Source organism: Candidatus Zixiibacteriota bacterium (assembly GCA_026397505.1).
GTDB lineage: Bacteria > Zixibacteria > MSB-5A5 > GN15 > PGXB01 > JAPLUR01.
Genome location: JAPLUR010000092.1, coordinates 1 through 16,165, shown reverse-complemented (window position 1 = coordinate 16,165; position 16,165 = coordinate 1). Strand labels below are relative to the sequence as shown.

10 protein-coding genes are annotated in these 16,165 nt (G+C 52.4%); 4 read left to right on the top strand and 6 right to left on the bottom strand.

Going from position 1 to position 16,165, the window contains the following annotated elements:
• Nucleotides 1-367 precede the first annotated feature (367 nt).
• Entirely contained in the window at nt 368-4,102 is a 3,735-nt protein-coding gene (locus NT002_09650) for a S8 family serine peptidase (GenBank protein ID MCX6829529.1), read from the top strand.
• Nucleotides 4,103-4,268: 166 nt separating this feature from the next.
• Nucleotides 4,269-5,078 carry a TIR domain-containing protein gene (locus tag NT002_09645; protein ID MCX6829528.1) on the top strand — a complete coding sequence of 270 codons (810 nt, stop codon included), beginning with the start codon at nt 4,269-4,271 and terminating at the stop codon, nt 5,076-5,078.
• Between the two features lie 403 nt (nt 5,079-5,481).
• Here NT002_09645 and NT002_09640 read toward each other — a convergent pair whose 3' ends face one another.
• The 5 genes from NT002_09640 to NT002_09620 form a co-directional block, all read right to left on the bottom strand.
• Nucleotides 5,482-7,065 (bottom strand): FMN-binding glutamate synthase family protein, encoded by a 1,584-nt coding sequence (locus tag NT002_09640; protein ID MCX6829527.1) that lies wholly within the window; start codon nt 7,063-7,065, stop codon nt 5,482-5,484.
• Between the two features lie 23 nt (nt 7,066-7,088).
• Nucleotides 7,089-7,766, bottom strand: coding sequence for a 2Fe-2S iron-sulfur cluster-binding protein (locus NT002_09635; protein ID MCX6829526.1), 678 nt, complete (start codon nt 7,764-7,766; stop codon nt 7,089-7,091).
• A 4-nt stretch (nt 7,767-7,770) separates the two neighbouring features.
• The gene (locus tag NT002_09630) at nt 7,771-10,956 is read right to left on the bottom strand and encodes an FAD-dependent oxidoreductase (GenBank protein MCX6829525.1); all 3,186 of its coding nucleotides are present in this window, start codon (nt 10,954-10,956) and stop codon (nt 7,771-7,773) included.
• Nucleotides 10,957-10,991: 35 nt separating this feature from the next.
• Nucleotides 10,992-11,933, bottom strand: a complete 942-nt coding sequence (locus NT002_09625) for an NAD(P)H-dependent oxidoreductase subunit E (GenBank protein MCX6829524.1) — start codon at nt 11,931-11,933, stop codon at nt 10,992-10,994.
• A gap of 99 nt (nt 11,934-12,032) precedes the next feature.
• Nucleotides 12,033-12,392, bottom strand: coding sequence for a hypothetical protein (locus NT002_09620; protein MCX6829523.1), 360 nt, complete (start codon nt 12,390-12,392; stop codon nt 12,033-12,035).
• Nucleotides 12,393-13,190: 798 nt separating this feature from the next.
• Between NT002_09620 and NT002_09615 the strand changes: the two genes are divergently transcribed.
• Nucleotides 13,191-14,072, top strand: coding sequence for a ParB N-terminal domain-containing protein (locus tag NT002_09615; GenBank protein MCX6829522.1), 882 nt, complete (start codon nt 13,191-13,193; stop codon nt 14,070-14,072).
• A 34-nt stretch (nt 14,073-14,106) separates the two neighbouring features.
• Complete coding sequence (locus tag NT002_09610; protein MCX6829521.1) at nt 14,107-15,462, top strand: TrpB-like pyridoxal phosphate-dependent enzyme; 1,356 nt, start codon at nt 14,107-14,109, stop codon at nt 15,460-15,462.
• Nucleotides 15,463-15,589: 127 nt separating this feature from the next.
• Here NT002_09610 and NT002_09605 read toward each other — a convergent pair.
• On the bottom strand, nt 15,590-16,165 hold a 576-nt coding region (locus NT002_09605), incomplete at its 5' end, for a YfiR family protein (GenBank protein MCX6829520.1).

The following is a 16,165-nucleotide window of genomic DNA, read 5'->3' as shown; positions in this document are numbered from 1 at the left end:
ACTTCCGAAAGCGCAAAGACTATGTTTCTCCTGCTAAAATCTAACTCGTTATACGACATTAGGTGTCTCCTTTTGAATCAGCTTGTAAATCTTAAGGATACACCTCTTGTCGTTTTTACACACTTATAAAGATATTACCGGGGAATGAGCGATTCACCGGTTTCCTGCGTCTTTCAGATAGCAGCAGAAAGCCGTCAGGCAACGATTCCATAAAAGGAGTCTTGTAAGGGCGGCCGGTAATTTGTATCTTGTATAAAGATCTTTATAGTCAAATAACCCCTTCTTGAAGGAGTTCAAGAGACTTAAAGGTGGGAATTGAATTGGCCAATCAGAATCCTGGTTGCAGACGCTCAAAAAGGAGGAAAAGATGTCCGGAATGAGATATCTGTCGGTTCTGCTCTTATGCTTGTTTGTCACCGCCGGGAACGCTTATCCCTTCTATGGCCCGGCCCCTGAAGCAAAGGCTGCGCAGGCGGTGCCGGGCAGGTTGGTTGTCAAATTCCGAACCGAAAGCCGCCCCAGGAACCTGAGCCTCAGTCAGGGGGTGATGACGACCGGAATGACCGGTATAGATGCCCTCAACCGCACTTACCGCGTGGCCAACTTGGCGCCCTTTCTTCGCTCGCGACCGGCAGGGCAATCTTCCACCGGTTTTGAAAATATCTTTATTTTGAATGTCGGAAATGAAACCGATCTCGCTCAGATGCAGATAGATTATGAGAGACTTCCCGGCGTTGAATACGCCGAGCCCGAATATCGGGTTGAGCTTTACGAATCCCCCAATGATTCCCTTTACCCGAGACAATGGAATCTAACCAATACCGGCCAGGAACACTATCATGTGTTGAGGAACGACGGCTCCAACAATGACCAGTTGATTTTGACCAGGGGAATTCCCGATGCCGATATTGATGCCGATGAGGTTTTTCAGAATCCCCCGGATAACACCTCGACTGTGGTCGTGGCGATTATTGATACCGGGGCCGATATGAAGCATCCCGACCTGGAGGCCAATATTTGGGTCAATCCGCGGGAAATTCCGGCCAATGGCATTGATGACGATAACAACGGCTATATCGATGATATCAATGGCTGGGATTTTGTCGGCGACGGCGATATCGGACAGGGGGGAGACAACGACCCGACCGACCATGAAGGGCACGGGACACACTGCGCCGGTATCGTGGCCGCTGTGACCAATAACCTGAGCGGCGTGGCAGGCGTCGCGCCCGGCGCCAAAATAATGCCCCTTAAATTCGACCCCTGGCCGCTGACGACCATTATCGCGGCCGCCATTTTGTATGCCGCCGATAACGGCGCCGATGTGGTCAATATGAGTTTCGGCCTCCCTTTCCAGAGCCATCTGATAGATGAAGCGCTCGATTATGCGCGAAATAAGGGGGTGGTTCTCTGTGCCGCCAGCGGAAATGATTTTACCGAGAAGATCAATTTCCCGGCCGGGTCGCCATTCGTGATAGCGGTCGGGGCCTCGAATGACTCCGACCGGGTGACCACTTTTTCGACTTATGGTGAAAATATCGAGGTGGTGGCGCCCGGTCTGGCGATTCTTTCCCTGCGGGCCAAAGGAACCGACATGTACGGCAATGCCTATCCTCGGGAGCCCCGGGTTCATATTATCGATTCCATGTATTATCTATCTGAAGGAACCAGCATGGCCTGCCCGCATGTGGTCGGTGTGGCCGCATATCTTCGGGCCGTCTCGCCCGGATTGAGCCCGGATGCCGTTCGACAGATCATCCGGCAGACCGCCGACGACTATCTGGATCCATATGGTGTCGGCTGGAATTTACCGGGCTGGGATAAGTACAGCGGCTATGGGCGGGTTAATCTGGCAAAAGCGCTGGCGGCCGCGCCCGCTATCCGGGCCCGGATTGAATCTCCCGCCCCCAATCAGGTGATCAGCGGTTCGGTTGATATCACCGGTCTGGCCGATGGCGCTGATTTTACGGAATACACGCTGGAATATGGTGAGGGTGATGACCCCATGAGCTGGACGGTGTTGGATATTTCCAATTCACCGGTTTCGGGCGGACTGCTGGCCCCTTGGAACACAGCCGGACTTTCCGGGCGCTACACCATTCGTCTCCGGGTCGGAACGACGAATGTTTCCATGGTTTCAATATCTCTGGCCAACGGCACAATCGCCGAAATTACGACACCGACCGAGGGAGAAACAATTTCCAATTCGGTTGCTATCAGCGGCAGCGCCTACTGCCCCGATTTCAGTCATTTTGTTCTGGAATATGGTTTTGGGGTATCACCGGCGATGTGGGATACTATCATGGTGCAGACAGTCGCGGCTTTCGGGACGACTCTGGCGGGCTGGTATGTCGAGGGCATCACGGCCGGCGATTATACGTTGCGGATGTCGGTTTACTCCCGCAGTGGTCTGGTCGCGAGTGATTCGATTCTGCTTCATCTTGAGTCGATCTTCTCCACTGATCGCGCCTGGAAAGCGAAGCTGGATGGTATCACCACTATCATTCCCAACTACGGAGACATTGACGCCGACGGGGCCAACGAAATCTTGGTGGGGGATTCAAAGGGAATTAAAGTTTTCTCGGCCGACGGTTCTCCGAAAACAATCGGAGTTCCCTCGTTTCCCCCAAATGATTTTGCCACTCCGATAGCGGTGGGGCGTCTTGACCGTGACGATTTCGATGATATTGTTGCGCTCGGTTATGATCCTCCGATTGTGTATGGATATCCCTCCGGCAGTGCTCCGTTCCGCAATTACCTGGGGATTCTGCCGGGAATCAGCAGCAATCTCCTCACGGAACGCGAAATTCCCAAAGTCTTCCTGAAGGATGTCGACAGCGACGGCCTGGATGAAATCCATATTGTCATTTATAGCGGCAGCCTTTCCAAAGCGTTTCTCCTCAATGCCGATGGTTCGCTCCGCTTTTCGTTGACTTACTACTCCACATATTTGCCGGTCGATATGGATGGAGATGGGATTGATGAGCTTTATGTCTGCACCGATAAAAGCGGCCTTCTCAAGCAGTTGAGCGTTATTGACGGCTCCACCGCCGACAGTCTGCTGATTCAGTTAAACGGAAGCTCGTTTACCTGCATGGATATCACCGCTTATGATATTGACCGCGACAATAAACCGGAGCTTTTGGTCTATGGTTACTACGAGGACTTTGGCTTTCAGCTTTATGCCTTTGATGAGGGATTACAGCTGAAATCGGGATGGCCCCACAATATGGGTATTGGCACTTTTGTGCTGCCGACCACGCCGATTTTTGGAGATATCGACAATGACGGTACGCCGGAATATTTCTGCACCTATTTCGATTTCAGTTCCAGTTATATTCTGGCCTGGAATCTGGATGGAACTTCGTTTGTTCCGGGGAACATCGGCGGTTTCTTTGCAACCGTGCCGCAGCCGAGCATTCTTAATATGTTGATGCTGGCCGATATGAACGCCGACGGTCAGACGGATCTGGTCGCCTGCGCCATCAACGACGTCTTTTTTACTTATAATGTGCAGAGGATATACTGCTGGGATAAGAATGCCGGAATCCTGCCCGGTTTTCCGCTGATTGCCGAGATGGGGGTTTCCACTTATCTTCGCTACAGCCCGGTTATCGGCGATATTGATAAGGATGGCAATGTTGATTTTATCGCCACTACGGCTGACAGCGGTCTGGTTTTTGTCAATTTTCCGGATGTGCCTTACGATTCCTGCCATTCGACCGCACCGTTCTGGAGATACAACCGACGACTGAACGGTATCGGTCGCGGTTCCGATTCGTGTCATTCCACCGATCTGCCGGGGACCGAACCACCCGTACCGAATGGCTTTGCCTTGGGGCAGAATGCTCCCAATCCGTTCAATAGCGCGACAACAATAGAGTATACTGTACCGTCGCGGTCGCATGTGACTATTTCGGTTTATGATATTCTGGGGCGGAAGGTAAGGGATATAGTTGATGAATCACAATCTCCCGGAAGGTACAGCGCCCGCTGGGACGGGAGGGATACTGGCGGTAAAGAGGTGGCCAGCGGCGTTTATTTTTATCGGATAAAGGCGGGGGATTTCGCCCAATCGCGGAAGATGGTGCTGTTGAAGTAGGGGTTTGCCGCCAACGTCCGGCCCTACCGGGATATGGCGAATCTGTATTATAACTTGCCTATTTTATTGTTGATTTATGTTCAAGATTGATGTATATGTTAACATTGGGTAGATTGTAAATAGAATGGCCACCATGTCTGGATTATATCTTATGGAAGGGTGAATTATGTTAGTATTTATCAGTTGGTCTGGCGAACGAAGCAAATGTGTCGCAAAAGGCCTTCAATCATGGTTAAGTCTTGTGATACAAGCAGTTGAGCCATGGATTTCTACGGATATAGGCAAGGGCGCAAGGTGGGGACATGAAATTGCTGCGAGACTTGAGGTTTCCAAGGTTGGCATTATTTGTTTGACTGGCGATAATCTGGACGAGAAATGGATTCACTTCGAAGCGGGTGCTTTATCAAAGACTAAAGATGCTATTGTTTGTAACCTGCTAATTGGGGTTGACAATTCTGATGTGCAGCAACCACTTGCGCAATTCCAGTCGACCAAGGCTGAAAAAGATGATATTCGCAAACTTGCACACACAATTAATGATGCATTAAAAAAATGTGGTGAGAAGGGGCCGACGGAATCAACGCTTGACACAGCTTTTGACATGGCTTGGGAAAAAATGGAAAATGTCATCAAAGAGGCCCTTTCTATTAAAGAGACAAACGTGCAAACCAAGCGTTCTGATAGCGACATCTTGCAGGAGATTTTGGAGATTGTGCGTTTACATGCAGGCTCAATTGAGGAAATAAAGAGAAACCTGTCTTTGCGTGAAAATGAGGCAAGGGAAAGTGAATTAACACGCATATTGCGGAGGGAAAAAATGCTGGCTTTGATGAGACAGTCCAGAGCTACCGCCAAGACAAAAAAGATTGAATCGCAGGGCGCACCAAGTGACGTTGCGGAGAAATTAATTCAAGAAGAAATGGATAATGCAGCAATCGAAAATGACGCAGAGAATGTCCGGAAGTTCTATCTTTGATTCCAATCTTTGTAACCCGTAGAAGGAAATGGCGTACGCCTCAAGTAACTCACTAAAACCAATAGGCGATTCTCCGGCAATCGGTCTATTCATGCTTGGGTTCTGGACTAGAAGATACAATGCATGGAGTGTACCTAAACCACTGTTGGCGATAGTTTAAAAGCGAACTGCAATGCTTCATATTCAGCAAGGCATATGAAAAGCGGTAGTTAAGATAAAATGTATCTTAACTTTTCCGTATTCTTGATAGACAAATTTCTCAACAAATGACGTTTAATGCAAACGGCGGGTCGGGTGACCCGCCGTGAGTGTTTCAAACCTGTCGAACCCCCCTCCCATTCCGCGGCTGGCGGAATTCGAGGGGAATTTCGGCCTACAAATCGTAGTGACAAAAAGCGTGGGCTTAGTAGTTCAGTATCTTGTCCACTTCCTCTTTGTCCACATCCATGACGTACTTAATGCCGGTCAGATCGGCCGCCTCATGGGTGAGGGCGAAAAGATCGTCACGGGTGATGTGGGTCAGGTTAAACTTACGTGTTCCGGCCATCAACTGGCGCAGGCCCTGGGCCAGTCTCTCATAATAGGTATAGAGACCGAGCGCCCCGGTCGGAATCTTCTCGAACGCCGCATCACCGAGCTGATGACGCAATTCGGAGGCGGTGACAAAGATTTCATCTTTGGTGTTGCCGAACCGTTCGACATAGACCGGAAGCTGATTTTCTTCCATGGTCTTTCCGATCGTTTTGCCGACCATGGCGGCGGCAATCGGCGAACGAGCCATGCCGACCAGTTTGACAAAGGGAGCGCCCATGGCCAGTCCTTTGAAAATCTGGTCTTCGAAAGTGAACCCTCCGGCGACCGCGATAGCGGGAACATGTTTGCCCTTCTCCGCAAGGCGCTTGGCGTAGAAATAAGTGAGGGAGTGCAATTCGACGGGAGGCACGCCCCATTCATTCATCATCCGCCACGGCGACATACCGGTACCGCCGCCGGCGCCGTCAACGGTGAGCAGGTCGAGTTTGTACTTCGAGGCGAACATGATGGCACGGGCCAGATCGGCCGGACGATAAGCGCCGGTCTTCAGGAAAATATATTTGGCGCCGGCTTTACGGAGTTCCTCGACTCTCTGCGCAAAGCCGTCCTCGGTGACCATGCCGACACGCGAATGCCGCTCGAATTCCTTGAAAGCGCCCCGCTCGAAAGCCTTGATGACATTGGGGTCGGTCGGATTGGGCAGGACCACATAGCCGCGCTGATAAAGCATCTGCGCTTTCTTGAGGTTGCGGATTTTCACCTCGCCGCCGATATTCTTGGCGCCCTGTCCCCATTTCAGCTCCACTATCTGTACGCCCAGCTTCTGAATGGCATATTCCTGCACGGCCAGGCGGGTATCCTCGACGTTGGCCTGAACAATGATGGCACCGTAACCATCGCGCTGATTATCTTTGAAGAGGTTTACGCGGCGCTTGAGGTCGACGGTATCCGCAGTTTTGCCGTTCTGGATGACCGATTCGACATCCATACCGACCACGTTTTCGCCGATGGTCAGGCCGGTGCCGGCCAGAGCGGAGCCGATCGCCAGCCCTTCCCAGTTATTCTTGGCGATATCGGTGGAGCCGATGCCGGGAATAATCCACGGGTAGCGGAATTTGATACCCTTGTCATGCCCGAATACGACCTCGAGGCTGACATTGGGGAAGATCGCCTTGTCGCTATCGGCCTCGATGCCGTGAGCGCCGACGGCGGTTCCGCTGATATTGAAATGGGAATAGTCGATGGGATAAATTTTTTCGGACGCGGTGGTGATGACGCCGAACGGCTGCGGGTAAATAACCTCATGACCGCGATAAGCCGATTTGCCGATTTCGCACATGCCGATGCAACCATCCACGCAGGTGACACACATGCCGGATGCGGGGACAATCGAATCCTCAGTCCTGTTTTTGGTGAGGGTGGCGGCCGATGCGTTTACTCTCGAGAATGTCATTTATTGTTTCCTCCTTCTTTCAGTCAATCTTTCTTTATTTCACAGGCGACACAAGGATCCATATAGCACATCATGTCGTCGAATTGTTCTTTCAGGTAGCAGGGTGGATGAATATTGGCGCAGCCGCCGCAGATGACCGCGGTCGGATCGGTGTAGGTGCAGCGAAGCTGGCAGGCGGGACAGACATAGATACATCCGCCGCACAGCCGGCAGGTTTCCGATTTGATATCGAAAGGCGTGCCGAGACTTCTTCTTTCGCCGCGCCCTCGGAAACCGATCGCTTTGGCCATCATCTGCTCCTCGCACATCCGGGTACAGAGGCCGCACATGATGCAATCCTCATGTTCCTGTTTGAACCGCTGCTGCCGCACCTGGTATTTCGAGGCCAGATCCTGGATGACTTTGGATTGCGGGCAGGTAGCCAGAAGCAATTCCAGAATCATCATCCGCGCCTTCATGACACGGGTCGAGGCAGTCCTAACCACCAGTCCCTGCTCCGCCGGATAGGTGCAGGAAGAAACCAGTTTGGCCCGGGCCCCTTCCCCGATTTCAACCACGCAGAGGCGGCAGGCGCCATACGGCGAAAGACCCTCCATGAAGCACAGGGTCGGAATGGGGAACCCATAGAAGCGTGCCACTTCCAAGAGGGTTGACCCTTCCTCGACCGATACTTCCAGTCCGTTTAGTTTCATTGTAATCATATGGCTATCCTCGTACCTCCACTTCTTTTTTCTCCGTTTCTTTCGGGCGGGTGAAATCGAGATCGCAGCGCAGACAGCGGCAGGCCTCACGGGCAGCCTCTTCCAGAGTCAACGACATCTCCACCTCCGCGAAACCGCGCTTGCGCCACTGCACACCGGCCCGCGGCGTTTCGACCCGTTTGGCCTCGGCCATCATCTCCTCGGCTACCTTGACCGGTTCGATATAGATCCGCGGCAGGCGAACCGCGGCCGGCTGTTTCAGCTCTTCGCCCCGGACATACCGGTCGATCATCACGGCCACTTTCTTACCGGCCGCAATGGCATCGACAATCGTGTTCGGCCCGGTAGTCAGGTCGCCGCCGGCAAAGACACCGGGACGATTGGTGCTGAGAGATTCGAAATCGACCTTCACGGTACCGCTTTTCAAATCGGTATCGATTTTCATCGAGCTGGCGACCGAGATACAATCGATATCAGAGGCCTCGCTGATGGCCACCACCAGCGTATCGAGCGGTACGATAAATTCGCTGCCGGGGATTTCGACCGGGCGGCGACGCCCGCTGGCATCGGCATCACCCAATTTGTTGCGCCGGCACTGCAGACCGGTCAAATGGCCGTTGGTTGATAGAACCTTCACTGGAGTCACCAGTGCCTCCAGATTGATTCCCTCCTGAATGGCCGCTTCAACTTCTTCCTCGTACGCCGGCATCTCTTTCCGAGTGCGGCGGTAGAAGATGGTTACATTGTTGACACCTTCCTGTCGCACCGCCACACGCGCGGCATCAACCGCGGAGTTGCCGCCGCCGATTATGCCGACCGAACCCTTGGCCATTTTCTTGCCCATGACATTGAAGGAGCGGAGGAATTGCACGGAAGGATACACACCCTCGGCGTTCTCTCCCTCGATTTCAAGGGGCTTGCTCATATGCGCGCCCAGGGCCAGGAAGACTGCTTTGTAACCCTCCGCAAAGAGGCCGTCGATATTAATATCACGCCCCAGTGCGGTATCGTATTTCATGGTAATATTATCATCAATAAGAGATTCGATCTCTTTTTCAATCACTTCCCGCGGGAGACGGTAGGCCGGAATAGCGCTGAACATCATGCCGCCCGGTTTCCGCTCGGAATCGAACACGGTCGATTTATATCCTCTCAACGAGAGATAATGGGCGGCCGTCAGTCCTGCCGGGCCGGCTCCGATAATGGCAATGCGCGGGCTGTCGGCAGAGGCCTCGGCCAGACGCACCGGCTCATATATGGAGGGATCAACCCGGTCGGTGACAAACCGTTTCAAGGCGCGGATGGCCACCGATTGACCGCCGCTGGTTCCGGCTTTGCACTTGCTCTCGCAGGGATGATTGCAAACTCGGGCGCAGACCGACGGGAACGGATTGGCCTCGCGAATGACCTGATAGGCATCTTCATATTCACCGCGGGCGATATGGGCCACATACCGCCAGGCCTCGGTCCCCAACGGGCAGGTGGTCTGACAGGGCGCCCCGACCAGTTCTTTGCAGACCCCGGCCGAGCAGTGCTTGTGGACAATATGCTCGAGATATTCATCGCGGAAATAGCGCAGCGTGGATAGAACCGGATTGGAGGCGGTCTGACCGAGCCCGCACATGGTCGTGTCTTTTACCACATTGGCCAGCTCTTCCAGAAGGCTCATCTGCTCCAGGGTTCCTTTTCCTTTGGAGATATCGTCGAGAATCTCGAACATCCGCTGCGTCCCTTTGCGGCAGGTGAAGCATTTCCCGCATGATTCATCTTTGAGGAAGCTCATGAAGTATCGGGCCACATCGATCATGCAGGTATTTTCATCCATCACAATCATGCCGCCCGAACCCATAATCGTTCCGGCCTGAGCCAGACTGTCATAATCAATCGACAGGTCGAACATGCTGGCCGGGATACAGCCGCCGGATGGGCCGCCGGTCTGCACCGCTTTGATTTTGGCCTCGCCGACCGGTCCGCCGCCGATTTCGTTAACCACCTCGCTGATTTTTATTCCCAGCGGTACTTCCACTAGTCCGGTGTTCTTGATTTTACCCACTAGGGAAAATATCTTGGTGCCGGAATTGCCGGGGACGCCTACTTTCAGGAACTCATCCGCACCTTGACTGATAATGACCGGAATGTTGGCCAGAGTCTCGACATTATTGATACAAGTGGGATGGCCCCAAATGCCCTTTTCGATCGGGTAAGGGGGACGCTGACGCGGTTCGCCCATGAGGCCCATAACCGACTTGATCAGGGCGGTTTCTTCGCCGCAGACAAAGGCACCGGCGCCGCGGACAATTTCGATATCAAAATCGACACCGGTCTCCAGAATATTCTTGCCCAGAATACCCAGGTCGCAGCATTGTCCCAGAGCGATCAGGGAATGCTTGATGGCCAGCGGGTATTCGCTGCGGACATAGATAAATCCTTTGGTAGCGCCAATGGCAATGCCGTCGATTATCATCCCCTCGATGATGGCATGGGGATTTCCCTCGAGAAGGCTGCGGTCCATATAGGCGCCCGGGTCGCCCTCGTCGGCGTTACAGACAACATATTTCTGTTCGCCGGGTTTTCCGGCGGCACGGGCCAGTTGCCATTTTAACCCGGCCAGGAATCCGGCGCCGCCGCGTCCGCGCAAACCGGATTTTTTCACTTCGCTGATAATCCATTCCGGATCGATTTTGGCAAGAACCTTCTCCAGCGCGCCATACCCACCCAATTCAATATAATTGAGGATTCGAATCGGATCCAGTTTCTCGTTGTTACCGAGAAGAGTGCGGGTTTGCTTCTTAAAGAAAGGGATATCGTTCTGATAATGATAGCTCTTGAGCTCCCGAGGGTCTTTATAAATAAGGTCTTCATCCACGTAGCCCTCAAGAGCAGATTTAATAACCTTAGGGACATCTTCCATCTTCAATTTGGGATAGAGATGCCGCCCCGGTTGCACCAGGATGAAGGGGTCCATCTCACAGAAACCCTGACATCCGGTGACACGGAATCCGATTTTTTCGACCAGCCCATGGTCGAGAATATATCGTTTGATGACTCTGATGATATCGTTGGCGCCGCTGGCCTGACCGCCGGTCCCGGCGCAAACGACCAGGGTCGGCTTATCGAATTGAATCTCCTTCTCGCTCAGGATGCGGCGGCGAAAATCAACAAATTCATCAATGGTTGATAGTTTTTTCATCTAATGATCTCCTCTCATTCCTATACCGCCTTCCGTCAGTAAGTAATAGTTCCGGCCAGGTCAAGCATGTGGCCCTTGCATCCGCGCCGCGAGCAGATCTGGACGATGCCGCCACCGCGGACAATCATCGGTACCATCTTGGCTCGACACTCGGGGCAATTTGAGGCGCCCAGGAGTTCGGCATGACAATGGGGACAGAAAAAGTTGACCAGTTTATTCGGGGGGACATTGAATTCGGCCTCAATATTGAAACTGCCATATAAAGAAGACAGGCGAAGCCAGCCGTATTCTCCATCCAGAGCCATATTGATCGTTATCGCGGGGAGACCATCAACCAGATGGCGCGAATCCATCAGAGTGTGATAGCATCGAGGGCAGCAGACCTCGACCGGGAAGATTCTCTGGTCGGTATGGATTTCCACGGTATCGAGCCCGGCTCGGGCTTTCTGCAGAATATCTTTTACCATGGTCGTCTTTACCTTGGAGAAATAATGCCCATCCACCACAACAATAGGTCCCAGGGCGCAGGCTCCCAGACAATTGACAGTTTCCAGCGTAAATTCCTTATCCGACGTCGTCTCGCCCGATTGGATGCCCAGTTGCTTCTGGATTTCTTCAGCGATGGCCGGGCCGCCGCGGACATGGCAGGCGGTTCCCAGACAGCACGAGACAAGGTGTTTTCCGCGCGGTTTGAGGGTAAAGGCCCGGTAGAAAGTGGCCACGGCATAAACATCAACCAGAGCGCGTTTGGTTTTCTCGGCAACCATCTTCAGAGCCTCGGGAGTAAGGTATCCATATTTGGACTGAATCTCCTCCAGTATGGCTATGAGTCCGCCGGGGGAATCGCCATGTTCTTCGATAATTTCCGCGAACATTTCGCAGTACTCGATCGGCCCCTCGCGACCTTGCCTGTAAACGCATGATGAGGCGAAATTACAGGTCGCGCACAGACCGAGAGCCTCTGTGACTTCAGTCATCGCAATTTCCTCCTTATAAGTCCTTCAGCGATGTAAATCCAATATCACTATTATACTCTAATATTTCAACACCATTGCAGGAATGATGCGAGTTTCCAATTATTCCGAGCGATATTCCTCACAATGCCAGACGCCGCCATTGGCTTCAATTCGGGTGCAACCGGTCCGCTTTTCACAATTCACACATAAACCGGTGTACTTAATCGAAGTTTCTTCCGGTTTCTCGGCATCGGCCGCAATGGTGATTTCCTTATCAAGGTCGAGTCCAGACATTCCGGCTGAGGAATGGACTGTCCCGACAAACATCTCACAGTAAAGAACCGGCGCCTTGGACTCGCGCTGAACACAGGTAACAGCCTTATTGCAGGTCAGACAGAGACCGGAATATGCGGCCGCCATTTTCCGCTCGCCTGATTTCTCAGAGGGTTTCCCCGTACGCTTTTCATCCGATTGGGACACAAAATCCTCCCCTGCCATTACTGGTGAAAGCCAAAAAAGCCTTAAGTTGATTAAAGCCGGCTGAATTGAACCATCTCTCCCGACTCAAAATTCTCATCACCGGGAGCACGAAGCGTACTGTTTATCCGCCATTATGCCACAGGGTCAAGCAATTGGCGTACCAGCGCAATTCGGCCCTTCTCGCCGCTCGCAAAAGACGGGTTAATAGACAAACTAAGTCTCTGTTAGACAAGCTAATAACAAGTAATATAAGGGCTTAAAATTAGGCTCGATTACTCCCAGTCAAAACCGCGAAATTGGCTCAAATTCCGGTTGCCGGCGGCAAGCGGGGTATATCTATCCGGCGAGGAGAAATGCCCCAATAGTAAATCCCCACCGTATCAATTATCTTTCAGGTATAGCTTGGCTTGGGACAACCTCCAGTTTCCCAAAGAGGCTAAACTAACCCTGGAATTGTCCGAACATTAGTAAGATAACCTGTTTTCCTTAAAACAGTTATTTGGCTTGACCTGATTGATATAATCGAGGTAATAATCTTGAACCTATCCAAAAGACAAAACAAAGAGGTTGACAATTATCCTGTTTTAATTATATTAAACCATGACGTTCCTTATGAACAACAAAAACAATTCGGCCAAGTGGTGGTGGGGCATGCTATAGGTATCCCCGCCTATTTGATGTAGTTCCCAGGTGGGAATACCTGAATTTTGGTATTCCCACCTTTTTTATTTGCAATTTTTCGGGAGCAGAAGGCCAAGGCCAGGTACGGTTCAAGACACCATGTAGATGAGGCGAATTTTGAAAAACAACAACGGTAATAATCATCTGAAAATCGGCGAGTTGCCGGACATCCGAATGGTCGCCATTGGAGATCTTTTGTTCCATGAGGACCCCGATGAAGAACGGCTCCTGAACCTGGTCAACCGTCTGGGGACCGAGGGCTTCCTAAAAAATCCTCCGATCGTGGCCGAGGACCCCGCCGACCACCGCTTCATAGTCCTTGACGGCGCCAACAGGGTCACGGCACTGATAAAACTGAAATTCGATCATATCCCGGTTCAGGTGGTTCATATCGAGGATGACCGGCTGGCTATTCGCTGCTGGCACCATGCCGTGGAGAAACTGGGGAAGGATTATTTCCTTCGGAAAATCGGTGAAATGCCGGCTGTCAGGATTGCCGATGGAGGCAGAAAACCTGATGGGGAGGAAAACGGTGAGATAGTGGAAGAATCGGGAGCGGATGGCTATCTCTGCACCCTCACTTTCGAAAATGGGGAGATTTTCTCCGCCTTTCACGAGGGGGGGCTTATAGAGCAGGTAAAGTATCTCAAGAAAATAACCGATCTGTATCTTCACACGCCCCTCTCCGATCGGGTCAGCTACACCAATCTGACTCACCTGAAAAATAATTATCCGGAATTTCAGACCCTCTTTATTTTCCGCACCTTCGAAAAAGAGGAATTGCTGAAAGTAGTCTATTCCGGCAAGAAACTTCCGGCGGGAATAACACGGGTGCTTCTCCCAAAACGTGCATTAGGCCTGAATATCAGGCTGGAGTTTCTCAAATCGGCTCTTACGCTGGAGGAGAAAAGGCACTGGCTGGAGGAGACGATTCATAAGATGGTAATAAGCAAATCGATCCGGTTTTATCAGGAGCCGACCTTTGTTTTTGATGAATAATTAGAAATTTAGATGCAAAATAAGGAGTCATGGTATGGACAAGACAAGAATCATGCTGAGCGAAGAGGAAATTCCTCGGGCATGGTACAATATCCAGCCCGACCTTCCCCACCCCCTGCCGCCGCCGCTGCACCCCGGCACGCTTCAGCCGATCGGCCCGAATGATCTGGCGCCTTTATTCCCGATGGGGCTGATCATGCAGGAGGTGAGCCAGGAGCGGTGGATCGAAATTCCCAATGAGGTCAGGGAGATATTTAAAATCTGGCGTCCGACTCCGCTTCAAAGAGCGGTTCGTCTGGAAAAGGCGCTGAGTACACCGGCGCAGATCTATTTCAAGAATGAATCGGTTTCTCCCGCCGGAAGCCACAAGCCGAATACCTCGGTTCCGCAGGCGTACTACAACATGAAAGAGGGAGTCAAGCGGCTGGCCACCGAAACCGGTGCCGGGCAGTGGGGCTCGGCGCTGGCGTTCGGATGCCGCCTATTCGGACTGGAATGCACGGTCTATATGGTCAAAGTGAGTTTCAACCAGAAACCGTATCGCCGACTTCTGATGGAAACCTGGGGCGCCGAGGTGCATGCCAGCCCCACCGACCGGACCGATTCCGGCAAAAAGATACTGGCTGATGCCCCTGATTCTCCGGGGAGTCTCGGTATTGCCATCAGCGAGGCGGTGGAGGACGCCGCCAAGCATGAGGATACCAAGTACGCGCTTGGTTCGGTACTCAATCATGTCCTTCTGCACCAGACTATTACCGGCCTGGAGACCAAAGAGCAATTTGATAAGGCCGGGATCAGCCCCGATATGATGATCGGTTGTGTCGGCGGGGGAAGCAATTTCTCCGGGTTTGTATTCCCGTTCGTGAGAGGGAATATGGACGGTAAAACCTCGATCCGACTGATTGCCGTGGAGCCGACCGCCTGCCCCACGCTTACCAAAGGGCTGTACCATTACGATTTTGGTGACACGGTGGGATTGACGCCGCTTCTGATGATGCATACGCTGGGGCATTCGTTTGTTCCGGCGGCGATACATGCCGGCGGGTTGCGCTATCACGGCGATGCCCCGCTTCTCTGCCTGTTGCACGATGAGGGACTGATAGAGGCGGTGGCGGTGCGCCAGAAAGAGGTCTTCGATGCGGCGGTGATGTTTGCCCGCACCGAGGGAATTTTGCCGGCGCCGGAAAGCGCCCATGCAATCAAGATTGCGATTGATGAAGCTATAAAGTGCCGGGAATTGGGGGAGAAGAAAGTGATTGCCTTTCTTTTGAGCGGACATGGTCATTTCGATCTGACGGCGTACGAGAAATATCTTTACGGCACACTGGAAGATTCCGATTTTCCGGAGGCGAAAGTCAAACAGATACTGGCCGGCCTGCCGAAAGTGTAGAATATTCGCATTTCCTGCGGGCGATCAGCCGCGCAGGGCAGCCGACCGGATCATCCCTGCCAATAAAAAATCCGCCCGGAGGGGCGGATTGTGCTCGGTACAGCTCATCTGGGATAATGATAATTTTTCATCCGTAAGTCTTCTTGGCCTGCTTGATAAGATTCTCGCTGATCTTAAGCCCGGCCTCTTTCAGCACCATCTTGTTGACCGCAAAGCTCAGTTTCGATTTGTCATCGGGAGCTTTCTTAAGAAAATCGACCATCACGCCGAATCCCGCGAAACCATCACCATCGCTGACTGTCAGTGCCGGCAGGCCTTTTAACGCTTTGAGAACGGCGGCCAGTTCGGTCAGGTCCTGAGTGGCGATAACAACAATTTTGGAGCGGATGAAATTATCCTTGGCCGAGACAACATGGACTTCGATTTTTCTACCTGCGGCTGTTTTCTGCTGGGCCAGTTTCTGAAGTTCGCCGGTCAGAGGAGACTGACCCACTACCGATATAACCGTTATCTGATTCGCCACGGTATCGGCGGGCCATTCCACCTGTCCCAGAAGGTCGATTATGAATGCGGCTTTCAGGGCCGCCTCCTCGGATGTCTGCTGCCCAAAGACAGGGGTCACGAAAAGTAGTAAGGCCAGGCCTATAATGTAATTCTTCATCTCTATTCTCCGGTATTTCTGAAAGATATGCGTCCGACCATA